19 protein-coding genes, 1 pseudogene and 1 riboswitch are annotated in these 21,602 nt (G+C 56.0%); of the genes and pseudogenes, 12 read left to right on the plus strand and 8 right to left on the minus strand.

Going from position 1 to position 21,602, the window contains the following annotated elements; all coding sequences use genetic code 11:
- Positions 1 to 190: 190 nt before the first annotated feature.
- Entirely contained in the window at positions 191 to 532 is a 342-nt protein-coding gene (locus HFM78_RS09520) for a hypothetical protein (RefSeq protein ID WP_287129208.1), read from the minus strand.
- 89 nt (positions 533 to 621) lie between these two features.
- Positions 622 to 759, plus strand: a riboswitch (cobalamin riboswitch).
- Between the two features lie 28 nt (positions 760 to 787).
- On the opposite strand from HFM78_RS09520, the gene HFM78_RS09525 reads away from it, so the two are divergent.
- Positions 788 to 2,833: a TonB-dependent siderophore receptor gene (locus tag HFM78_RS09525; protein ID WP_287129209.1), complete on the plus strand. Its 2,046-nt coding sequence runs from the start codon at positions 788 to 790 to the stop codon at positions 2,831 to 2,833.
- A gap of 1 nt (position 2,834) precedes the next feature.
- Positions 2,835 to 4,148, plus strand: coding sequence for a WD40 repeat domain-containing protein (locus HFM78_RS09530; RefSeq protein ID WP_287129210.1), 1,314 nt, complete (start codon positions 2,835 to 2,837; stop codon positions 4,146 to 4,148).
- Between the two features lie 396 nt (positions 4,149 to 4,544).
- Here the strand turns inward: HFM78_RS09530 and HFM78_RS09535 are convergent, their stop codons facing one another.
- Both HFM78_RS09535 and HFM78_RS09540 read right to left on the minus strand, forming a co-directional pair.
- Positions 4,545 to 4,961: a biopolymer transporter ExbD gene (locus tag HFM78_RS09535; RefSeq protein WP_287129211.1), complete on the minus strand. Its 417-nt coding sequence runs from the start codon at positions 4,959 to 4,961 to the stop codon at positions 4,545 to 4,547.
- Between the two features lie 12 nt (positions 4,962 to 4,973).
- Positions 4,974 to 5,648: a MotA/TolQ/ExbB proton channel family protein gene (locus HFM78_RS09540; protein ID WP_287129212.1), complete on the minus strand. Its 675-nt coding sequence runs from the start codon at positions 5,646 to 5,648 to the stop codon at positions 4,974 to 4,976.
- Between the two features lie 96 nt (positions 5,649 to 5,744).
- Here HFM78_RS09540 and HFM78_RS09545 point away from each other — a divergent pair, with 96 nt between their 5' ends.
- Positions 5,745 to 6,491, plus strand: a complete 747-nt coding sequence (locus HFM78_RS09545) for a fumarylacetoacetate hydrolase family protein (RefSeq protein ID WP_287129213.1) — start codon at positions 5,745 to 5,747, stop codon at positions 6,489 to 6,491.
- On the opposite strand, the gene HFM78_RS09550 is transcribed toward HFM78_RS09545, so the two are convergent.
- A complete protein-coding gene (locus tag HFM78_RS09550; RefSeq protein ID WP_287129214.1) occupies positions 6,488 to 6,688 on the minus strand; it encodes a hypothetical protein in 201 nt (66 codons plus the stop codon). The two genes, HFM78_RS09545 and HFM78_RS09550, sit on opposite strands and share 4 nt — an antisense overlap.
- A gap of 84 nt (positions 6,689 to 6,772) precedes the next feature.
- On the opposite strand from HFM78_RS09550, the gene rimO reads away from it, so the two are divergent.
- The gene (gene rimO, locus HFM78_RS09555; RefSeq protein WP_396034982.1) at positions 6,773 to 8,104 is read left to right on the plus strand and encodes a 30S ribosomal protein S12 methylthiotransferase RimO; all 1,332 of its coding nucleotides are present in this window, start codon (positions 6,773 to 6,775) and stop codon (positions 8,102 to 8,104) included.
- Here rimO and pheS read toward each other — a convergent pair.
- Positions 8,090 to 9,088: a phenylalanine--tRNA ligase subunit alpha gene (gene pheS, locus HFM78_RS09560; protein ID WP_287129216.1), complete on the minus strand. Its 999-nt coding sequence runs from the start codon at positions 9,086 to 9,088 to the stop codon at positions 8,090 to 8,092. The genes rimO and pheS overlap by 15 nt on opposite strands.
- A 117-nt stretch (positions 9,089 to 9,205) precedes the next feature.
- Between pheS and HFM78_RS09565 the strand changes: the two genes are divergently transcribed.
- A complete protein-coding gene (locus HFM78_RS09565) occupies positions 9,206 to 10,660 on the plus strand; it encodes a circularly permuted type 2 ATP-grasp protein (protein WP_287129217.1) in 1,455 nt (484 codons plus the stop codon).
- Here HFM78_RS09565 and HFM78_RS09570 read toward each other — a convergent pair.
- The 3 genes from HFM78_RS09570 to HFM78_RS09580 all read right to left on the minus strand — a co-directional run bounded on the left by HFM78_RS09570 (position 10,646) and on the right by HFM78_RS09580 (position 13,960).
- A complete protein-coding gene (locus tag HFM78_RS09570; RefSeq protein ID WP_287129218.1) occupies positions 10,646 to 11,125 on the minus strand; it encodes a L,D-transpeptidase in 480 nt (159 codons plus the stop codon). The two genes, HFM78_RS09565 and HFM78_RS09570, sit on opposite strands and share 15 nt — an antisense overlap.
- A 99-nt stretch (positions 11,126 to 11,224) precedes the next feature.
- A complete protein-coding gene (locus HFM78_RS09575; protein WP_287129219.1) occupies positions 11,225 to 12,286 on the minus strand; it encodes a TIGR03032 family protein in 1,062 nt (353 codons plus the stop codon).
- Between the two features lie 297 nt (positions 12,287 to 12,583).
- On the minus strand, positions 12,584 to 13,960 hold the full coding sequence (locus tag HFM78_RS09580; RefSeq protein WP_287129220.1) for a phosphoglucomutase/phosphomannomutase family protein: 1,377 nt from the start codon (positions 13,958 to 13,960) through the stop codon (positions 12,584 to 12,586).
- An 80-nt stretch (positions 13,961 to 14,040) separates the two neighbouring features.
- Here HFM78_RS09580 and HFM78_RS09585 point away from each other — a divergent pair, with 80 nt between their 5' ends.
- The 7 genes and pseudogenes from HFM78_RS09585 to HFM78_RS09610 all read left to right on the plus strand — a co-directional run.
- A complete protein-coding gene (locus tag HFM78_RS09585; protein ID WP_287129221.1) occupies positions 14,041 to 14,970 on the plus strand; it encodes a branched-chain amino acid transaminase in 930 nt (309 codons plus the stop codon).
- 228 nt (positions 14,971 to 15,198) lie between these two features.
- On the plus strand, positions 15,199 to 16,737 hold the full coding sequence (locus tag HFM78_RS09590) for a mechanosensitive ion channel family protein (protein ID WP_287129222.1): 1,539 nt from the start codon (positions 15,199 to 15,201) through the stop codon (positions 16,735 to 16,737).
- A gap of 180 nt (positions 16,738 to 16,917) precedes the next feature.
- Positions 16,918 to 17,715, plus strand: coding sequence for a TonB family protein (locus tag HFM78_RS09595; protein WP_287129223.1), 798 nt, complete (start codon positions 16,918 to 16,920; stop codon positions 17,713 to 17,715).
- 50 nt (positions 17,716 to 17,765) lie between these two features.
- Positions 17,766 to 17,864, plus strand: coding sequence for a DUF4351 domain-containing protein (locus tag HFM78_RS16295; RefSeq protein ID WP_396033527.1), 99 nt, complete (start codon positions 17,766 to 17,768; stop codon positions 17,862 to 17,864).
- A gap of 129 nt (positions 17,865 to 17,993) precedes the next feature.
- Positions 17,994 to 18,386, plus strand: coding sequence for a TonB family protein (locus tag HFM78_RS09600; RefSeq protein ID WP_287129224.1), 393 nt, complete (start codon positions 17,994 to 17,996; stop codon positions 18,384 to 18,386).
- A 72-nt stretch (positions 18,387 to 18,458) separates the two neighbouring features.
- On the plus strand, positions 18,459 to 21,281 hold the full coding sequence (gene ppc / locus HFM78_RS09605) for a phosphoenolpyruvate carboxylase (protein ID WP_287129225.1): 2,823 nt from the start codon (positions 18,459 to 18,461) through the stop codon (positions 21,279 to 21,281).
- Positions 21,282 to 21,602, plus strand: a pseudogene (locus HFM78_RS09610) (adenine methyltransferase); the annotation flags it as partial.

Below are 21,602 nucleotides of genomic sequence, written 5' to 3' on the forward strand. Positions count from 1 at the left end.
CCTTTTTGCTTTGGTTCCCCGTTTACCTGTGCCCGTCAGGGTACGGGGCGGAGGGGCGGCTGTTGGAGAGCTATTTACACCTCAAACAGGTTTGCTATAGCAGCTTCTTGTTTCTGTTGCAAGAATTCACGAACGGGTTGGTATAGTTGGTAAGTATCTGGCTCTTCAGATTGAAGTAGACGGCGGTTGATTAAAGCACTGTGAAGCACGTTCTCAAGCTTACTGGGTCCAATTCATCTTGAGCACAAAAACGAATTGTAGAAAATTTACGAGCAATTTCTGGAAGTTGGATCAAGCGGCTAATCTCTGTGGACTTACCTACGCCTTGATGACTCATAAAAAGCATTTTGTAATGATCCTTAGTGCCGTGTGCTTTTGCCAAGCCCTTAGCAAAATTCTTAGTCTTATCACCGCCCCTAATCTGGTTCAATTCATTTCGATAAAAGGCTTTTAGCTCTGCGGGGGAGACTAGGGGTTTTGGTGAAAGGGTGAGGTCGGTATCTTCAAGTTTTTGAACGGGAGTTAGTTGCATGGCTTATTCCTTTGGCGGCTATGCGTTGTAGTGTAGCAGCTTAACTCCCCTAAGTGTCGGGGACTGGCTTGTGTTACGCTCAGTCCTGCACACCTGTGAATCCGGTGGGGTACCTGGGAAGCCCAGGTTGTAAACGGGGAAAGTCCGGTGTAAATCCGGCACTGTGCCGCAGCTGTGAAGGACTCTGAGTCCCAGTCAGAATGCCCCCCCATCCGGTCCTCACGCTCTCCTTGCGATCCACAAGGAAAGGGCATCATGACTTATTTGCGTTTGGGCGCGTGCGCGTGCCTACTTTTGCTGTTGAGTCCCGTCCTCGCTCAGACCCCGGATGAGCCTTTACCTGCTTATTTAGACCAGAAACTTGACCAACCCGTGACGACAACGCTCCGGCGGGAGGCGACCCTCAAGGAAGGCACTAAACCCGCCTACGTCGTTACCCGCGCCGAACTCCAAGCCCAGGGTGCCCAGACCGTAGATGAGGCCCTGAAATATTTGCCCGGTATTCGTACCGAGGGGGCCACTGGGGGTCAGTTGGGAGCACAGAGTTCACAGATTATGCGCGGCGGTAGTACGGCCCAGGTGCTGATTTTGCTCGACGGGCGACCGCTCAATGACCAAGGTTTCTTTGGTGGGTTTGACCTGTCGCAGTTTAGTACCGAGGCGATTGAGCGGATTGAAGTCGTGCCGGGGGGGGCTTCGACGCTCTATGGGGCGGATGCAGTGGGCGGGGTGATTAACTTAGTCACGCCTCGTCCCCTGAACAAGGATGAATTCACCGTCGGGGCGGACTTGGGGAGCTTTGGTCTCAACGCCCAGACCCTGCGCGTGGCGGGTAGCCGGGGTCCCGTAGGTTGGAGCGTAGGCTACCAACGGTTGCGCTCCGATAATAACTTCCCGTACACGCTCCAGACGCCGACGGCGTTTACTAACCAAGACCAACGACGTAATGCCGATGTCTTGTTGAACAATGGGGACGGAAAACTGCGCTGGCAACTGGACGAGCGCAACCGTCTTGACCTCAGTGTGTTGTGGCTGAACAAGGATTTGGGGGTGCCCGGTGGGGTGCCGATTACCAGTGATAGTTTTGGGACCCCCAACTTCAATTCCTTTGGCGGATTCAATAGCCTCACCACCCAGAACCGTCAGGTGACGAGCAGTGTCCTGAGTCAACTCACCCTGGTTTCAGACTTAGGTGAAGGAGAGGATTCACGGTTGACAGCCCGGTTGTACGGGGACTTTTTGAACTATCAGTTTCGGACTCTGACCCCGGATTCATCCTTCCCCACTGATAGCCGCGATGAGGTGAACCGGACGAGTTTCGGCGGTCAACTCCAGCATTCGTGGCAAATTACACCGGGGCAACTATTGACTTACGGCGGGGATTACCGGACGGTCCAAGCCCGGAATACAAGCACAGATTTCCTGGCGGGGGGACTGACAAGCCTGAACTATGACGCGGGTTACAGTCAAGGTGCGTTCTTTGTCCAGGATGAGATCCAGTGGGATGAGGCTTTTATCACTGTGCTCGGGGTGCGTCAGGACTTCAATTCCAATACGGATGGTCAGACCAATCCCAGTTTGGGGGCGAGATGGCAAATAACGCCGACCACTTCATTGCGGGGTAACTATAGTCAGAGTTTTCGGGCTCCGACGCTGTTTGATAGTGCCTATGTCATTGATTCGCCGTTCTTCCAGTTGCGGCCTAATCCAGGACTCCGACCGGAACGGGCCGAGAGCTATGACGTGGGGCTAGACCAGCAGTTGGGGCGGATTGGGCTATTGCGGTTTACCTTTTTTACCAACACGATTGCGGACTTGAACCAGTTCGTGAGTACCACTGACCCGTTTACCTTTAATACTGTGGGAGAGGTGATCAACCTGGGTTTAGTTCGTGCTGAGGGAATTGAGACGAGTCTGGATATTGAAGTCGTGCCCAACCTCATCCTGGGAGTCAACTACACCGCTGTGGGTACTCAGATCCTTCAGGACCAGAATGCGGCGATTGTCGGGAACCAACTCGCTTTTCGGCCTGATGTTTTTAATATCAACTTGAATTATCAACATCAGGGCTGGGGTGCGGGGGTGTTTGTACGTTCCGTGAGCTCTTTCTTCACCGGGAATCGCAACCAGGAGACGCTGCCCGGTTACACCACCCTGGATCTTAAGTTTCAGTATCCAGTTCTGGCTGGGTTGGACTTCAATTTGAGTGTGAATAATGTACTTGACCAGCAATTCGAGGAGGCTCCGGGCTTTCCGGGGTTGGGCTTGGAGGTGCGGACGGGCTTGCGGTGGAGGTTCTGAGATGTGGCTCCTTTTACTGGTCTTGTGGGGCACTGGGGTTGCCGCCGAACCCCTAACGATTCCGTTGCCGCTGCCCCAACGGGTGATGAATAGTTACAACTGGGACGAATATACCTTCGAGAGTGTGCGTTTCAGTCCCCAGGGCGACACGGTAGCGGTGGCGACGGACGACGGGGTGTTGTACTTGTTTGATAGCCGCACGGGGCAAAAACGGTGGCAACTCAACCTGGGGGAGGGGGTCCGGTTGCGTGGTCTGGTCTTTGCGCCCGATGGTCAGACGCTCTACACCGGGGAACAGAGTCTCGCGGCCCAAGTCCAAGCTATCGGCAAGGACGGTAAACGACGCTGGCAATACAGTGCCCGCCCAGATCTTCGGGGGACCATCGGTAAGGGGACATTTGCGGGAATTAACCGGGACCTGCGGGTGGACCGGGCCGGGAATCTCTACGTCATGACCTACTGGAATGTTTTCGGGGAGGCGATTGCGCGGGTGCAGGTGGTGAGCTTAAACCCGCAAGGCCGGGTGCGTTGGCGGTTTCCTCCACAACCGTTGGTGTCTGCTGTGGGTGGGGGGGTGACGGTCAGTCCTGACGGGACCCGGGTGGGGCTTGTGACGGGGGATTTCGTGACGGACTTCACCCGTGCTAATCGGGGCTTGACTACGACGCTACTTGATAGTCGTACTGGACAGGTCCTGGACCAAAAGCTACTTGCACCTATTGGCGGGAAACCCTTGAGTCCGGTCTGTCCGCCTGCATTTAGCTCTGATAATCAGACGCTCATGACCCTGGCTGGGAACGGTCAGGCCGTGGTCTACAGGTTAGAATCCAAGGGCGTGCTGGTCCCTAGTTGGCAACAGCGGTTCTCCCGTGAGCAACGGAACACTACGGTTTATTACAAGTTCCTGGAGAGTCTGCCTGACCGTCGTTGGTTAGTTTTCGCGGGGACGACTGCGCCTCTGCCCGGTGCCACGGACGAGGACCCCAAACAGGAACACCCCGCGAGTAATATGGTCCTCTTGGTCGGTGAACAGGGTAAAATCCTCCAGCGTTGGCGAATACCTAGTCTGGACCGCCCTCCTACCCTGGATGCTAAAACCCTCCTCCTCCCTCTGGCACAAAATACCATCACCGCGAAACTCAGGGGACTAGCTTTACTTGAGTTGGGGTCTGGTCGCCTCAGCCAGCCGCTGACTGTACCTGGAGCTATCATTGCAGCCCATCAGTCCGGCAGCCGTTGGGCGGCTCTTGAAGTCCCTCTACTCCTACCCGGTCGCAAACGAGTCGGGGTTCATCGGCTACATTTGGGTCCTTGAATCTTTGCTCCGTAGGGGACCAAGGCAAAAGAGTTATTGCTCATCTACGGGCTACTCACATCTGCTGGTTGCGGTGGGGGTTTGTGCGGTGAGAGTTAGTGGTTCGCGCTGCTTTCAACAGCCCGTGAGGGTATGAACCTAAGGTTCCACCCTCACACTCCCGCCGACCCACGGGGGCCGCGCACGGCCCCCACACCCCCTGCAACTAAAGCTCACCACGAGGGCGGGAAAATAACTAACCCGGTTTAACTGCTATTTGAACAGCTTAGCTCTCCATTACACCCCGTCCTCTAGCCGATTCTTGCTGTCCACTCTCTTCTCTCTTCTGCCTTGGTCCCCCATTTATGGGGCGGAGGGGCCTCTTAGTCTGTAAGCATTCCCCAACAGCCACGTCACCTAGTTCTGGCGTTGGGTGGCGAGGGACATCTTCTGGATACCGGCTTGGCGTGCAGCGTCCATGACCCGGATGACGTCTTTCTGTCTGGAGTTCGCGTCAGCATTGACGACTAGGACTTTTTGCTGGGTGGCCCGTGCTTCGCGCTTGATGTTGCTGACTAGGGCCTCACCTTTGACGATGGTGCCGTTGACTGCGTATTTGCCATCGGCAGAGACTGTCACCACTAAGCTGCGCTGTTCGCCCTTCTCGGTGCTACTGGAAGAGGGTAATTCTACTTTTAGGGAGGAGTTCTGGATCAAAGGCGCGGTAATCAAGAGGATAATTACCAACACCAAAAATACGTCAGTTAATGGGGTGATGTTGATTTCATTGAAGCCGCCGCGCCGTCCCCGGCGTCCGCCCGATTGAATTGCCATGGGGTCTCCTGGTTAGAGCAGATTCTTGGGGTAAGGATTGCTTTCGACGGCGGGTGTTGTGGTTACGGAGGCATCCGCCGGACGGCCTTGGAAATTCAAGAAGAGTAATTTTAGTTGCTGCATCTCATCTTCAAACCGTGTGACGGTTCCGTTGAAGGTGTTGTAAGCCAAGACTGCAACAATCGCAATTACTAGACCCGCTGCGGTGGCAACGAGGGCGAAACCAATTTCTTCTGCTAAACGGTTACTCTGGGCACCCGCTTCAGAAAAGGTCTGGAACGAGCGCAAGATTCCGACCACCGTTCCTAACAGACCGACGAAGGGTGCGACGGCGCCGATGGTTCCCAAGACGGACAAATTTTTCTCTAGCTTACGCAGGCCCAAGGCGAGTCGGATGTCAAAGGCGGTGGTGAAGTCGACAACGCCGCGACTCAAGAGGCGGACCCCTTCTTCTGCCACGGACCCAATCACGCCCCCGGTGATGTTGGCGGTGTACTGAGCTTGGGCGTAGTTGCCTTGCTCTAGGTCGCGCTGTAAACGTTGGGTCAGTTGCTCGATATCTTTAGTGTTGCGGTTGAAGAAGATGGCACGTTCAAAAATGACCGCTACGGTGAAGACCGAGGCCGCCAGCATAGGTAGAGAAATCCACCAGTCATTGAAGACAAAACGGACTAAATCATCAAACATCTGGTCGGACCCGTCTAGAATTCGTTAATTGTAGCCAAAAAGAATCCAGGGCTGACCACCCCCGCCCTAAACTGAACAAATGTTGCGGGAGAGAGTATGTATCAGGTGCGTTTTGTCCCCCGCGAACTGGGAAGTCCTCGCTATCCCTTTGCCCAGGCTCTAGCTGGGGTTTGGCAAGAGGGTCAGATCCAGACAACAACGGCAATTTTTGACCCCGCCGCTTGCTACCTCCTTCCGCCTTGTACCCCCACCAAAATCATCGGGGTCGGCAAGAACTACCGGGACCACGCCGCTGAGATGGGCGGACCCGTCCCCACCGACCCCCTCATCTTCCTGAAACCGCCCTCTGCTCTCTTGGCCCCCGACCAGCCGATTCAGTTACCCGCTATCGCTCAGCGCGTGGATTACGAGGGTGAACTGGCGGTTGTCATCGGTAAAACCTGCACGGGCATCACCCCAGAGACCGCCCACCACTACATTGCGGGCTACACCTGCGCCAACGATGTGACCGCCCGTGACCTGCAAAAAAAAGACGGACAGTGGACCCGTGCCAAGGGTTTTGATAGCTTCTGTCCCCTTGGTCCCTTCCTCTGGACGGGTGCGCTAGCTATCGAAACCCGATTGCAGACCCACCTCAACGGGAGACTCGTGCAATCAGCTTCAATTCAAGACATGGTTTTCGCGCCTGATTATCTAGTCGCCTACATCTCTCAAGTCATGACCCTCTATCCCGGCGATGTAATTTTGACCGGAACGCCAGCGGGGATTGGTCCGCTCCAGACGGGCGACCAAGTGACGGTGAGTCTCGGGGTCATCGGCAGCTTGACCAATGGTGTAGCTTAAGGGCTGTAATCCGGGCAGGGCTGGACCTGGGGACCCCCAGGATGGATGGCACAGACGAGATAGGTGCGACCAAAAAAATAGCGACAGTCCCGACAAGGGTTTATCTGGGGGGACCGGGGACGGGCGCGACGTTCCGCCCAGGTCATCAGGGTCCGGCGCAAAGCCCAATGGGTGAAAAATTCGCTATTGGGGTCCATCAGGCCGCTACTTAATTGTTGGTAGTTTGGCTTGCTCAAGCAACCGCCTCAGGGAAACAGATAGGATAGGAAGTCACCTTCCAGATTGCCATGAAATCCACCGTCGCTGTCACCCACTTGGGGTGTGAAAAAAATCGTGTTGACACCGAACATATGCTAGGGCTATTGGTCCAGGCGGGCTATGGGGTGGACACTGACGAGGAGAAGGCGGATTACGTCTTGGTCAATACCTGTAGTTTTATCGAGGCAGCCCGGACAGAATCGGTGCGGACCCTGGTGCGCTTAGCCGAAATGGGTAAAAAAGTAGTGATTAGCGGTTGTTTAGCCCAACATTTTCAAACCGAGCTATTGACCGAGATCCCGGAAGCCGTGGCCCTAATTGGCACGGGCGACTATCAAAATATCGTGCAGGTCCTTGAGCGGGTGGAGCGCGGCGAGCGCGTGACCGAGATTAGCCAACAACCCAGCTTCATTGCCGATGAGAACCTGCCGCGCTACCGCACCACGACGGAGGCGATGGCCTACCTACGCATTGCCGAGGGCTGTGATTATCGCTGTGCTTTCTGTATCATCCCGCACCTGAGAGGCGACCAGCGTTCGCGCTCCATTGAGTCCGTGGTCTACGAGGCCAAGGAACTCGCCGCCCAGGGCGTCAAGGAAATCGTCCTCATCTCCCAAATTACGACGAATTACGGGCTAGACCGCTACGGCGAACCCCGACTGGCGGAACTAATCCAAGCTCTTGGCGTGGTGGATGTACCCTGGATTCGGCTGTTGTATCTCTATCCGACGGGCCTGACCCCCAAGGTCCTCCAGGCCCTGCGCGCGAGTCCTAACGTCTTGCCCTACCTAGATATGCCTCTCCAGCACAGCCACCCCCAGGTCCTCAAGCGCATGAACCGCCCTTGGCAGGTGGATTTCACGCAGCAAAAATTAGCTGAGATCCGTGCTAGCCTCCCTGGAGCCACCCTGCGGACCACGTTCATCGTCGGCTTTCCCGGCGAGACCCAGGAACACTTTGAGCATCTGTTGGCCTTTGTTCGTGCTGAGGAATTTGACCATGTGGGAGTCTTCGCCTACTCCCGTGAAGCCGGGACCCCAGCCGCCGACCTCCCCGACCAAGTACCTACCAAAATCAAACAACAGCGACGCAAGGAACTGATGTTACTCCAGCAGAGCATCTCCCTCCGCCGTAACCAACAACTCATCGGACAGACTCTACCCGTCCTGCTTGAACAGGAAAACCCCGCGACGGGTCAATGGGTCGGTCGCGCCGCCCGGTTTGCCCCCGATGTGGATGGTCAAGTCTGGGTCCGTCCGCCCCTGGGTCAAGAGGCCCCGCTCAACCAGATTGTCCCTGGCCGCATTACCCAGGCCGAACCCTATGACCTCCAGGGCGTATTAGAACTGCGCTAGGAAACGTTTCTCCGATGTATAAAGTAGGCGGATGTCGTCAATCCCATAGAGCAACATCGTCAGCCGCTCCACCCCCAGCCCCGCCGCGAAACCCTGGACTTGCTCCGGGTCATAACCGACATGTTTGAGGACATTGGGATGGACCATGCCTGCCCCGAGGACTTCCATCCAGCGGCCCGGTTTGCCCGGAGCTTCCCACCAGATATCTACTTCTACAGAAGGCTCGGTGAAGGGGAAGTAACTGGGCCGAAATCGCATCGGTCGTTTTCCCAATAGTTCCTCAATCGTCAAGACCAAGATGCCCTTGAGATCCGCTAGGGTAATCCGGTCATCCACCGCCAGGATCTCGATTTGGTGGAAGTTGGGGGAGTGGGTGGCATCCAGCGCGTCCTTGCGGTAAACCCGTCCGCCGGGGACGACAATGCGGACCGGGGGATCGTGGGTCTCCATGTAGCGAATTTGCACCGAAGAAGTGTGGGTCCTCAGTAACCGTTTGTCCGCCAGATAGAGCGTGTCGTGCATATCCTGGGCCGGGTGGTCCGGCGGGAAATTCAGGGCCTCAAAGTTGTAATAGTCGGTCTCGACGTGGGGACCGTCGGCTTGACTGAAGCCCAACCCGATAAAAAAATCCGTCACCCGGTCAATCGTCTGTTGCATCGGATGGCGGTGGCCCTGGGGCACGAACCGCCCCGGCATCGTCACGTCCACGGCTTCACGGGCGAGTTGGGCTTGGATGGCCTGGGTCTCGAGGTGGGTGCGCTGTTGTTGGAGTGCTGATTCAATCTGTTCCTTGACCGTGTTCGCCATAGCTCCCACTAGGGGGCGTTCGGCGGCGGCGAGTTTACCCATACCCCCTAGGACGGCAGAGAGTTCGCCTTTTTTACCCAGATAGCGCACGCGGAGTTGTTCGATTTGCTCTAGGGAGTCACTGGCATTAATCGCGGTGAGGGCCTGGGTTTGGAGGTGGGTGAGTTGCGCTTGCATCGGTGGCGAGGAGCAGTACCCCTCGATTGTGGGGGGCTGGGGGGCCTTTGGCAACCTTTAGTACAGTCTGGGGGGCAGTTCTCCGCTATCTTGAGGACTGGCGTGACCACTGGCTCCATGAATTCTGTCCTTACTCGCTACGATATTGGTCCTCATTACGACGAGATGTTTGCAGCGGATGGCGTCCCCCGTCCCCATTACCAAAAGCTTGTGGACTTCCTGGGCAAGTTTAACCCCGCCCAGTTTAATCAGCGGTTCCACGCGGCTCAAGCAGCTTTTTTGGAGCGCGGGGTGACGTTTGGGGTTTATGGGGACCGGGCGGGGACGGAGAAGATCTTTCCGTTTGATATCATCCCGCGTATCCTCAGTGCCCAGGAGTGGTCTGTTGTTGAGCAGGGCCTCAAACAGCGACTCCTAGCCCTCAACCACTTTTTGCACGATATTTACCACGACCAACACATCCTCAGGGATAACGTCGTTCCCCAAGAACTCATCTACTCCTCCGCTCAGTACCGCCCAGAGTTCCGGGGCGTTGAGGTGCCGAAGGGGGTCTATGTCCATGTCTGCGGCACGGACCTGATCCGCGATTTTGATGGTAACTACCGGGTCCTAGAAGATAATTTGCGCGTCCCCTCGGGCGTCTCCTATGTGCTGGAGAACCGCCGGGTGATGAAGCAGGTCTTCCCGGTGGTCTTTGGCAATCACCAAGTCCGTACGGTCGGGGACTACCCCCAGCAGTTGTTACAGAGTTTGCGGCAGGTCTCACCTTTGCCAGACCCGAGTGTGGTAGTCTTGACGCCCGGTGTCCATAACAGTGCCTATTATGAACATGCTTTTTTGGCCCTCCAGATGGGGGCGGAGCTGGTCGAGGGCCGGGATCTGGTGGTTGAGAACGACTGGGTTTTCGCTAAGACCACCGAAGGCTTGAAACCTGTAGATGTGATTTACCGCCGGGTGGACGATGACTTTTTAGACCCGGAAGTGTTTCGTCAGGACTCGACCCTGGGGATTCCGGGTTTGATGCGGGCCTATCGTCGGGGCCGGGTGACGCTGGCTAATGCCATCGGGACGGGCGTGGCGGATGACAAGGTGATCTATTGCTATGTGCCAGAAATCATCCGCTACTACTTGAGTGAGGAGCCGATTTTACAAAATGTGGAGACCTACCGGGCGGAGGACCCCAGCCATCTTGCCTTCATTTTGGAGAATATGGCTGAGTTGGTCGTGAAGGAAGCGGATAACTCGGGCGGTTACGGGATGCTAATTGGACCTAGGGCGACCCAGGCTGAGATTGACCTATTTCGGACCAAAGTCCGCGAGCAACCCCGTAAGTATCTGGCTCAGCCCGTGGTGAATTTCTCACGCCATCCCACCTATTCCCCGACGGAGCAGGAACTCTACGGCTGCCATGTGGACCTGCGCCCCTACATCCTCAATAACGGCGAACAAATTTGGGTGATGCCCGGTGGTCTGACCCGGGTCGCCCTCAAGCGTGGTTCTCTGGTCGTCAACTCGTCTCAGGGCGGCGGCAGTAAAGATACTTGGGTGTTGGAGCCTTCAGAAAACCCGTAGGGGCGTACCTACTTGCACTAGGGGATAGAGGACTTGAATATGTTGATTCTGCAACCGGACACAACCGTGGGTGATCGCTTTGCCGATGGACTGGGGTTGATTAGTGCCATGCAGTCCGAATTCATCGCGCCCCAGTTTTTTGAAACCCAGGTAATAGGGACCGAGGGGATTGCCGGGAACTCCGCTCGGGAACTGTTCCCCGGTGCGGATATGTTCCCAGGCGGGATTGGGGATCTTGCTGAGGATCTGGAATTGACCTCTGGGGGTAGTCCAGTTGGTTTTACCCACCGCCACGGGGAACTGATGCAGTTTCAAACCGTTGCTCCAGACGGTGAGTCGCCGTTGTTGTAGATCCAGGGTCAGGGAGACTTTTTGTTGTTGCTGTTGTTCTTGGGGGGAACTGAGGATTTCACGAGCACCCACAGTGGAGGGAACTAGCCACAGGAGGAGGAGTAGACAACGCATGGTGCCCATCGTAGCAAAACAGCCTTTCCCCCATCCCCTGGCGAGCACAGGCGTGGCGGGGAACCAAGGCTGAAAAGGGAAGGACGGAACCCAAACCTATCACAACCCCGGCCCTGAGCCTACCGAGAGCATCCGCCGTACCTCATCGCTGACAAACCCAATCGCCATCGGTCGTCGTACCCCAGACAGCACCGACACATCGTACAACTCTTCAATCACCTCCCCCTCAATCCGCAGCCAATGCACCGCGTCCCCGCGCTTCAGGTCTATCACCACCAGCCCGCAACGTGCCCCCACGCCCTCCTTCTCCAGTCGCTCCTGCAACGCCAACCCCGCAAAGGCCCGGTCCCGGCGCGGCTTCGACAACCCCGCCACCGCAAAATCACCCCAGAAACTCAAGCCCCGCAAATAGCCCGGACAAAAGGCCACTGGCACAAAGCGACCCGCTGCCAAGTCTACATAGCCAAACTCGCCACTGCCCGAGTTGTGCAACCAGAGCTTACCCCGGTACCAACGCGGCGAGTGGGGCATGGATAGACCCGCCGCCGCCACCTCGCCGCTTGCCACCTCCACCACGCAACCACCGTTTTGACGATGTTCGCGCCAACCCTCGGCGATGTCCGTGCGCGAAACCGCCGTTACCCAAGCCGGTTTGCCGTCCTGCATGGCTAAACCATTGAGGTGGCAGCGGTCCTCTGCTGCCAAGCGACTGATGAAGGGCGGCTGCCAGAGCGGTGTGAAGCTGTGGGTCTCGCTGACCGTCGCCAGACAGGCAAAGAGGGTATTGACGAAGACCAGCCGGCCCGTGGCATCAACGGCTAGGTCATGGGCGTCGAGGTCTCCTGTGACCCAGCCGACTCTGGGCACAAAGCAGCAGTCGTAGCCTTCATAGGTCTGGTCAGCGTCAAGCGCGTTCTCAAATCGCCAGATCTGGTAGAGGGTGCTCAGGTAAAGGCTCTGGGTATCGGTCCAAAGCCCGAGGCAACGGTTGAGGGTGCGCTCAAAAATAGACAGCCGCCCATCCGGTTGCAGCCCGACCAAAAAGAGTTTGCCCGCCTGATAAGTGGTGAAGGCCAAGGCCAGACGCTGCTCAGCCAACCAGTTAGGAAACTGACGGGAGGGGGAGAATTCTAAGCGGGCATTGGCGGTGGGTTGGTTCACATCTGATAGGTAGGGTTGACGCTGGACGTTTTGGTGGCAGGAGGGCGGCTACCCTAACCACAGGTCAAACAAGACAAAGCACCTCAAGCTATTACAGCAGGTTGTGCCCAAGGGTGGTGTCCGACCGCTTCCAGGTCCACTAGTTCCACGGGCTGGGTGTTGCGTTTGTCCTAACACCACATAGCTGCGATCAAAGAAGGTCCGACCACCTGGGTCGGCACCACGAGCCCCGCTCAGCATATCCGCCTATCCGTCACCATTGACATCCCCCACCCCGCTGACTGAAATGCCAGATCTTCAAGCCAAGGCCCAATCTTTGGCCCAATGGAGCGTGTGCCGGACCCAGGCCGTAGTGCGCCCCTCGGCATAGAGTCGCAATAATGGCTCAGTACCACTAAAACGAATCATCAACCAACCCGCATCTCCCAATTGGAACTTATGCCCATCCACCGTGGAATGTTCTGTTACCGCTTGGTCCGCCACCCGGCGGGGCGGCTGGGCTTGCAGACGGGCGATGAGGGCCGTTTTAAAAGCGCGGTCGGGGAGGGGTACGTCAATACGGTCGTATACCGGGGTGAAATCCAGTTCTAAACACAGGTCCTCATACAACTCCAGCAATGTTTTGGGCGTGTGAGCCAGGATTTCGAGTAAATAAAGGGCCGAGAGCAGGGCATCGCGCTCCGGCATATGGTCCAAAAAGCCAATTCCCCCGGACTCCTCGCCCCCCAAAAGGACTGGTTCACGCTCCATAATCGCGGCAATGTACTTGAATCCCACCGCTGTCTCAGCCACCGGACAACCCCGCTGTTGAGCAACCCGGCGAATCAGGTCCGAACCACTCAGCGTTTTCACCACTTTCCCGGTCAAGCCCCGCCGCCGGGTCAGGTGGTCAATGAGTAAAGGAATTAAATACTGACAATTGAGATAGGTCCCGTCGCCATTGATGGCCCCAATCCGGTCGGCATCGCCATCAAGGACTAAAACCACCGCTCGTTCCTCAATCCCCTTGAGCACGTGGAAGGCCGGAGCCAAGTTTTTCGCCACCGGTTCAGGGCTGACCCCACCAAAAAGCGGGTCACGGTTGGCGCGGAGGGTGGTCACCGGTAGTCCCAACCGCTCTAGACCGCCACTGCCCGAGCCATGCATGGCATCTAGGAAAACCTTAATGGGAGCCGCCGCAATCGCCGTCAGGTCTACTTTGGTCCTGAGTTGGGTGAGGTAGGCTGCCCAGGGATTGAAGGTGTGGAGTGTGCCCCCACGTTTGTCAGTGAAAGTCTCCGTTAACCGCATCTCAATTTGACGGGTAATTGTCTCGGGCACCGACCCGCCAAAGTAACCCTTCACCTTGAGTCCTGAATAGCTAGCCGGGTTGTGGCTCGCGGTAATCATCAGCCCGCCAATCGCTCCCATCTGCTTGACCGCCCAACTGATAGCCGGGGTGGGTGCAGCACAGTCAGCAAGAAAAACTGTAAATCCAGCCCGCACCAAGGTCTCCGCTACGGCTTGGGCAAATTCGGGGGACAAGAAGCGGTGATCATAGCCGACGAGGACCCCTGAGCCGGGATACTGAGCCAAGACCTCAGCACTGGCGCGGGCCGCTTGTCGCAGGGCCGCAAAGGTAAAGTCATCGGCAATGATGCCCCGCCAACCGTCGGTCCCGAATTGGATCGCCATTGCACACCCCGCGCTTTTTCATATCATGCCCTGCGGGGAGTAACCCTGTTACGATAAATTTTAACGACCGGGACCACGCCATGGATGTAGCCTTTTTGCGCGGAGGGTTTGTCCCTCTTGCTGACGCCAACATTAGTATTCGTACCCACAGCTTTCTCTATGGCACGGGTGTGTTTGAGGGAATCAAGGCGTATTGGTCGCCCACGGCGGAGCTACTCTACATTTTTCGCGCCGAGGATCATTACCTACGCCTCCTCAATAGTTGTAAAATCCTCCGCCTCACCTGCCCTCAATCGCTGGAACAGATGATCCAGTTGAGTGTCGAGATCCTCCAACGCAATCAGATTCGCACTGACACCTACTTGCGTCCGATTGTCTACAAAGCCGACTGCCGGATTGGTCCCATCCTCACTGTCCCCGATACCCAGGACGATTTCTGTCTGTTTGCCGAGCCGATGGGGGCTTACCTTGCCAAGGGTGCGGAGGGGTTGCATCTGGGGGTCTCCTCCTGGCGACGGTTAGACGACAACATGATCCCGGCCCGCGCCAAGGTGAACGGGGCCTACGTCAACACCGCCCTGGCTAAGACTGACGCCCACTTGATGGGCTTTGACGATGCCCTGGTCCTGACGGCGGACGGACATATTGCTGAGGGTTCGGCGATGAACTTCATGATGGTCCGCAACGGCACCCTCATCACCCCCAGCGTCACCGAGAATATTCTCGAAGGCATTACCCGCGATACGATTTTGACCCTAGCGGCGCAAGAGTTGGGCCTGAGTATTGAGAAACGCGCTGTGGACCGCACCGAAGTCTATATCGCGGACGAGATTTTGCTCTGTGGTACGGCGGCTGAAGTCTCCTCTGTCACCCAGGTGGACTATCACCCCATCGGCGACGGCAAACCCGGTCCCATTACCCGCAGTCTATCCAGCCTGTTTGATAAACTCATCCACGGTCATCTACCCCAGTACCAACACTGGCTCACCCCCGTTACGCCTGGGCAGTAGTCTGCGGTCAAATTTAAGCATGAAGTGCAACAGCACCCGACGCCCGGAATACCTCACGCGGTGTCCGATAGCCTAATGATGGGCGCGAGCGGTCCTTAATCAGCTCCATCACCATCCCAGTGCCCACAAACTCGACAGTAGCCTCTGCTACTCAGGAGGAACGGCTATAGTTCTGTATAGCTTTTCTCCGATACCGACCTTATGTATCCTTTGTGGTTGGGGTTATTCATGGTTGCCTGCATCTGGATGGCGGGAGTTTTGGCTCAGCCAGTCCCTAGGCCATCTCAGGACACCTACCCCGTCCGGCTCGGTGAGGAGACTTTGTTTGTCCTCAAGGGGAAGGTAGGTTCCATCACCCCAGCCGAACGTGCCGAGATTGTGGCGGGTCGGGTCCGGGTTCTGGCTGGGGATGAGGTAGCCCTAGATGACCTGAAAGTAGTGGACTACAATACGACCTCTGAACTTGTCTTGGGCAACGCAACCATCGCCGCCTTCACCGATAGCGATGTGGTCGGTACAGGCCAGAGCCGTCAGAGGATTGCCAGCGAGGCCGCACTAACGCTCAAAGCGGCAGTTGAACGCTATCGGTCAGAACGTCGTCCGGCAGCCCTGTTGTTCGGACTACTCTCCACGGCCCTCGCTACCTTGATAGCCCTAGTTGCGTTCTGGGTCCTGGCTCGGCTCACAGCGACATTACACACCAAAATTCAAGCCTCGGGGCTGGCCCTGCGCGTCCAAGACTATGAATTGCTCTCTATAGCGAGAGTCCAGACTCTCCTGCAAGCCCTGACCCGGACTGCCCAACTGCTCCTGGGTTTCGGGATGCTCTATCTTTACGGCACCCTAGTCCTCAGCTTCTTCCCGAATACCCGCCAATTGGGGAGTAAGATTTGGGCTAATTTTTATGGTGCGCTCGCCGCTGCTGCCAGTGCTGGTGCGGCCTACCTGCCCAATTTGCTGGTTATCGTCTTGATTCTGATAGCAACCTACTACATCGTCCGCCTGTCTAACGCGCTCTTTGCCGCGCTTGCCCAAGGGAGTTTGACTATCCGTGGTTTTTATCCAGAGTGGGCACGGCCTACGGAGAAATTGGTTGGTTTCTTTGCCATTGCGCTTGCCTTGGCGGTGATCCTGCCGTTTCTCCCTGGCTTCAACTCCCCGGCCTTCCAGGGGGTATCGGTCTTCTTGGGTCTGGTCCTCTCCTTGAGTTCCTCGGCGGCAGTCTCGAACATTGTGGCTGGGGTGATCCTCATCTACACCCGCGCCTTCGCCGTGGGTGACCGCATTCAGATTGGGGAGGCGGTCGGGGATGTGGTCGACAAGACACTCCTCGTCACCCGCCTCCGCACGGTCAACAATGTAGTGGTCTCGCTACCTAATGCGACGGTCCTCAGCAGCAACATCATCAATTACAGTGTGGCGGCCCGAGATTACGGCGTTCCACTCATCCTCAGTACGACCGTGACGCTGGGCTATGACATACCCTGGCGCAAAATTCATGCCGTCCTAGTCGCTGCTGCCAATTGCACTGAGCATGTCCTCCTTGACCCGCCCCCCTTTGTCCGGCAGACCGCACTCAACGACTATTACGTGGCCTATGACCTAAATGCTTTCACTGATGCCCCCGCCCTGATGACCAAGACCTATTCACAACTCCACCAAAATATTCAGGACAAGTGCAATGAGGCGGGTATCGAAATCCTCTCCCCGGCCTATACTGCCCTGCGCGACGGCAACTCCAGCACCATCCCGAAGCATGATGCTTAGGGTTTGAGTGGACAGATATGAATAAGAAGCCTCGACTTGACTGGAGCCAGCGTCAATTTCAGGTCGGGAACCTCCTAAGACACAGGATTTTCGCTTGGGCCTCCGTACTTTTACTGAGTAAACTTGTGCAGTTTGGTTAATCGAACCGTTTACACTAAGAGCGTATTTTGGGTGTCCGGGATGTCAACTCGTTCTATTCTCCTGTGTCTAGGGTTGTTCTGGGTCTACCCCGGCTTGGTCGCAAGCCAACCCCACAGCACCCAATCCTCCTACCTCAAACCCCTTAGCCAAGACCCCAACCAGGACTACTGGCAAAGTGTGCTAGCTCGTATTCGGCCCAAGCTGCCCACCGATGCCCAAGGCGAGATCGAGCTTTTCCTCAATGGCAAAGGCGAACTCCAGGGTTACTACATCCACCAGTCCTTTGGTAGCTCTGAGATGAACCAACGGGTTGTCCGCTCAATTCAGAGCCTTGTTCCCTTCGCGCCCCTCCCCGGTGCAATGGCAACCGCAAGCTACGCCCACCGCTTTACCTTCCCGGTCCCGACGCGGCCCAGCCGCCCTAGCCGTCCAGTGATGCCCACACCCGCCCAAGCCTTACTCACGCCAATGCAAACGACGCTTACACCCGCCCCAATCTCTGTTCAAACCATACCCATGCCAATGAATACCCCTTGTGCTGAGGGGAGTGTTTGTACAGAGCTGCAACCCTATATGACTGAGCTCCAACGGCGTATCAAAGCCATCTGGCGTGCCCCCCGCCTAGACCGCCCCACCGCGACTGTAGTACTTTTCAAAGTCAACCGAGCGGGTCAGATAAACACGATGCAGATTACGACCTCCTCGGGCAACCGTGAGATGGACGAAGCTGCCCTCGCTGCGCTGAGCCGTCTAGTTCTAGACCCATTACCCGCCAGTTACCCAGGGTCGGAGGTCTCGGTTACGTTCACCTTCCAAGTGACCGTCCAAACCCGCTGAACTCAGATGCAGGGTCCATAATTCCACATCCGCTCCCTCTACAACAACAGATTGAGCAACTGTCCCTAACCCAACTGGAGACGCTGGGGGAGGACCTATTGGACTTTACGGACATGAGGGCTCTACAACACTGGCTCACGCAAGCTTAATTAGGACTGAATCCCTATCGCCCTTCAGTCTTCCTCTGGGATTGAACCCCCGTATTTTTACCGAGGAAACCTAGCAGGACGCGGTTAACCCTCGGGTTTAGACTGGGGAGGTATTTTTAGGTGATTGGCATGACGACTCGTTCTATTTTCCTGGGCCTAGTCTTACTCTGGGCTTATCCTGCCTCTGTCGCCAGCCAACCCGACCCCCAAGCCTCGCCCGACCCCAGCCAGTCCCCTAAGATCTCCCAGGCTGACCTCCTCTTGCTAAGACCTTATTTATATAAAATTCACCAGCGAGTCAAAGCTACTTGGCGAGCTCCCAATCTAGGACCTTCCAACAAACTCAAGGTCTGTTTCATGGTTAACCGGGCGGGTCAGGTACACACTACGCGAGTTCTGAATTCTTCAGGAGACACGACGCTGGATGAAGCTGCCCTAGCTGCTTTGAGTCGGGTGCAATTAGACCCACTCCCTGCTAGGTACACCGGACCAGATCCCTCGTTTAGCTACACCTGGGATTAGCCCCCTCGGAACCGAGCTGCCCACGGGGTCAGGCCAGCCCCTACAATAGAGAGCAAATTATGGGCTGTCTGCATGTCCCTCGAACCCGAACTCGCCAGTCCTACCCGGCTTACTCGTCAAGTCCTCCATTCCAATCTGGAATTGGTGGAGTCCATACTGCATGAAGTGATCTTGACAGAATGTGAACCCCACCTAGCGCGGATTATTGACCATTGGCACCGGGGGGAGGATGTAGAGCTTGAAACCTTGGAACAGGAGTTACTCCAGTTCATCGGGGCTTTGAGTATTGAGGAGGCCACCCAGTCCGCCCGTATTTTCAGTCTCTATTTTCAGTTAGTAAACTTAGTCGAACAGCAATTTGAACAAAAAGATCTCCAGCGCAAGCATAGTTTCAACCAGATGCCCCTGCCCTGTTCCTTTGATTGGTTATTTGAAGAACTCAAAAGTCTGGGCATTTCTGCTCCCGAAATTGAGCGTTATCTCCAACATCTAGATGTGTGTCTAGTCTTCACCGCCCATCCCACTGAGATTGTTAGGCGCACCATCCGCGATAAACAGTGCCACCTAATCGCCCTCTTGGGTCAACTCGACCAAGAGAATTTGGCGGAGTGGCAACGTCAAGAGCTGGTCGAGAAATTTAAAGAAGAAGTCCGTATTTGGTGGCGCACCGATGAGGTCAATCAGTTCCGGCCCAAGGTTCTGGATGAAGTCGTCCATACGCTGCATTACTTCGAGTCGGTGCTATTTGACATTGTGCCCCAGGTCCACCGGGCGATGCGCCACAGCTTGAGCCAGACCTATCCCGCCTTAGCCCGTTCGTTTAAGAGCTTCTGTCGGTTTGGCTCCTGGGTGGGGGCCGACCGGGACGGCAATCCCTCGGTGGTCCCGCTGATTACTTGGCAGACCGCCTGTCTCCAGCGCGGGGTCGTCCTCAAAAAATATCAGCATTCCATCAGTGCCCTGATTAAAATCTTGAGCCTGTCCCAGAACTGTTCAGCCGTCCACCCGGATTTACTCTACTCTCTTGATACCGAACAGGCCCTCTTCCCTAAACTCTATGAAGAACTCTCGATCCTCTATTATCAAGAACCCTACCGCTTGAAATTGTCCTACATGAACCGCCGTCTCCAGGTGGCTCTTGAGCGCAATGAATATCTCTACCAAGCCGGACCCAACGGCCTAACGCCCCAGGAAGACCTCAACAGTTGGCGCGGGGCCTACCGTCGTTGTGAAGAATTTATGACGGACCTGATGTTGATTGGGCAGAGTCTGCGTAGTACCGGGATTAACTGTCGGGAACTAGAGGACTTGTTGTTGCAAGTGGACGTGTTTGGTTTCCATCTTGCTCACCTGGATGTGCGCCAAGAGAGTAGCCGCCACGAGGAAACCATTGCTGAGTTGATCCAGAAGATGCGGTTACTCCCCGAGTCTTACATGAACTTGGATGAAGCAGACCGTTGCCAGTGGCTGGTCCAAGAACTCCAGAGCCTGCGCCCCCTCGTTGCCACGGAGCTAAGTTTCTCCGCCCGCACCAATGAGACGATTGAGACCTTGCGGATTATCCGCGCCCTACAACTAGAGTTTGGCAAGTCCATCTGTAGTACCTACGTCATCTCCATGTGTCGTCAGGCAAGCGATGTCTTGGCGGTGTTGCTCCTTGCCAAAGAAGCGGGCCTCTTTGACCCCTTGACGGCGACCGGGACGTTGATGGTGGTGCCCTTGTTTGAGACGATTGATGACCTGCGCCGTGCCCCGACGGTCTTGCAACGATTATTCACCCTACCGGTCTACCGCAATTACCTCACGGACCAGCACCATCTCCAGGAGGTCATGCTGGGCTATTCTGACTCCAACAAAGACAGTGGGTTCTTGCCGAGTAACTGGGAAATTTACAAAGCTCAAATTAAAATTCAGGACGTGGCTGAAAACTACGGCTTGCAGGTGCGGATTTTCCACGGACGCGGCGGGTCCGTGGGCCGGGGCGGTGGACCTGCTTATCAGGCCATCGTCGCCCAACCCAGCCGCTCGGTGAATGGACGCATCAAAATTACCGAACAAGGCGAGGTCGTCGCCTCCAAGTACCTACTCCCCGAACTCGCCGCCCACAACCTCGAAACCGTGACAGCAGCCGTAATTCAAGCGAGTCTCTTGCCCACGAGTCCGCCCGGTCTGACCCACTGGAGTAACATCCTCGAAGAACTCTCCAACTCGGCGCGGGAAGCTTACCATCGGCTGATTCACGAGGAGGAGGGTTTCATTGAGTTCTTCCATTACGTGACCCCGATTGATGAGATTAGCCGTCTACGCATCAGTTCCAGGCCCGCCCGTCGCGCCGGGAAGCGGGATTTAGCCAGTCTCCGGGCGATCCCCTGGGTTTTTAGCTGGACCCAGAGTCGCTTCTTGTTACCAGCTTGGTACGGGACGGGGGCCTCTCTGGAGCAATACGTGTTGGATAACCCAGAGTTGCATCTAGCCCAACTCCAATCCATGTACCGCCAGTGGCCCTTTTTTCGGACCCTGATCTCGAAGGCGGAGATGACCCTTGCCAAGGTAGACCTCAACTTGGCTCGGCACTATATGGATTCGCTACTGCCAGCGGAATACCACGCCATCGGTGAACGAATTTTCTCCTTGATCCAGGAGGAAGCTGACCGTACCTGTCGCTTGGTGCTGCTCATCACGGGACACCAACAACTCCTTGATGACCTGCCGGACTTGCAACGCTCCGTGCGGCTACGGAACCGGGCGATTATTCCCTTGGGATTTTTGCAGGTGAGCCTGCTGCGTCGGTTGCGTTCCAAGGATTTCTTGCACCGTAATTACCGTTCGGATTTACTCAGGGGCGTGCTCTTGACCATTAACGGTATCGCTGCCGGGATGCGGAATACAGGTTAGATGATGAACTACTTGCATACAACCGTTAGCCGGGATGCTATTAACATTCAAGAGAGTGTTAGTAGCCTTCTAACTAACGTGGATTTATTACGTCTTGTCGCTACCCGTAAATTAAAACAAGACCAACGAGACCAAAAAGGGCAATTCCTAACTCCTTCAGCTATTGCTAGTCGCATGGCTAAAATGTTTCAGTTTAAGCAGCAATGCCTCTCGCTACTAGATGCAGGGGCTGGGGTCGGCTCCTTGATTGCAGCGGTGGTTGCTGAACTATGTCAGAGGGAAGTTCGTCCGCAGCAACTGCACGTTACCGCTTACGAGATA

Origin of the sequence: Candidatus Cyanaurora vandensis (assembly GCF_013285555.1) — a bacterium.
GTDB lineage: Bacteria > Cyanobacteriota > Cyanobacteriia > Gloeobacterales > Anthocerotibacteraceae > Cyanaurora > Cyanaurora vandensis.

Bases quoted from the DNA above. Each gene is read 5' to 3' on its own strand.
- HFM78_RS09570 (WP_287129218.1), bottom strand. From the start codon at position 11,125: ATGCGTTGTCTACTCCTCCTCCTGTGGCTAGTTCCCTCCACTGTGGGT.
- ppc (WP_287129225.1), top strand. From the start codon at position 18,459: ATGTCCCTCGAACCCGAACTCGCCAGTCCTACCCGGCTTACTCGTCAA.
- HFM78_RS09530 (WP_287129210.1), top strand. From the start codon at position 2,835: ATGTGGCTCCTTTTACTGGTCTTGTGGGGCACTGGGGTTGCCGCCGAA.
- HFM78_RS09590 (WP_287129222.1), top strand. From the start codon at position 15,199: ATGGTTGCCTGCATCTGGATGGCGGGAGTTTTGGCTCAGCCAGTCCCT.
- HFM78_RS09565 (WP_287129217.1), top strand. From the start codon at position 9,206: ATGAATTCTGTCCTTACTCGCTACGATATTGGTCCTCATTACGACGAG.
- HFM78_RS09535 (WP_287129211.1), bottom strand. From the start codon at position 4,961: ATGGCAATTCAATCGGGCGGACGCCGGGGACGGCGCGGCGGCTTCAAT.
- HFM78_RS09540 (WP_287129212.1), bottom strand. From the start codon at position 5,648: ATGTTTGATGATTTAGTCCGTTTTGTCTTCAATGACTGGTGGATTTCT.
- HFM78_RS09545 (WP_287129213.1), top strand. From the start codon at position 5,745: ATGTATCAGGTGCGTTTTGTCCCCCGCGAACTGGGAAGTCCTCGCTAT.
- HFM78_RS09525 (WP_287129209.1), top strand. From the start codon at position 788: ATGACTTATTTGCGTTTGGGCGCGTGCGCGTGCCTACTTTTGCTGTTG.
- pheS (WP_287129216.1), bottom strand. From the start codon at position 9,088: ATGCAAGCGCAACTCACCCACCTCCAAACCCAGGCCCTCACCGCGATT.
- HFM78_RS09550 (WP_287129214.1), bottom strand. From the start codon at position 6,688: ATGGACCCCAATAGCGAATTTTTCACCCATTGGGCTTTGCGCCGGACC.
- HFM78_RS09580 (WP_287129220.1), bottom strand. From the start codon at position 13,960: ATGGCGATCCAATTCGGGACCGACGGTTGGCGGGGCATCATTGCCGAT.
- HFM78_RS09600 (WP_287129224.1), top strand. From the start codon at position 17,994: ATGACGACTCGTTCTATTTTCCTGGGCCTAGTCTTACTCTGGGCTTAT.
- HFM78_RS09595 (WP_287129223.1), top strand. From the start codon at position 16,918: ATGTCAACTCGTTCTATTCTCCTGTGTCTAGGGTTGTTCTGGGTCTAC.
- HFM78_RS09520 (WP_287129208.1), bottom strand. From the start codon at position 532: ATGCAACTAACTCCCGTTCAAAAACTTGAAGATACCGACCTCACCCTT.
- HFM78_RS09585 (WP_287129221.1), top strand. From the start codon at position 14,041: ATGGATGTAGCCTTTTTGCGCGGAGGGTTTGTCCCTCTTGCTGACGCC.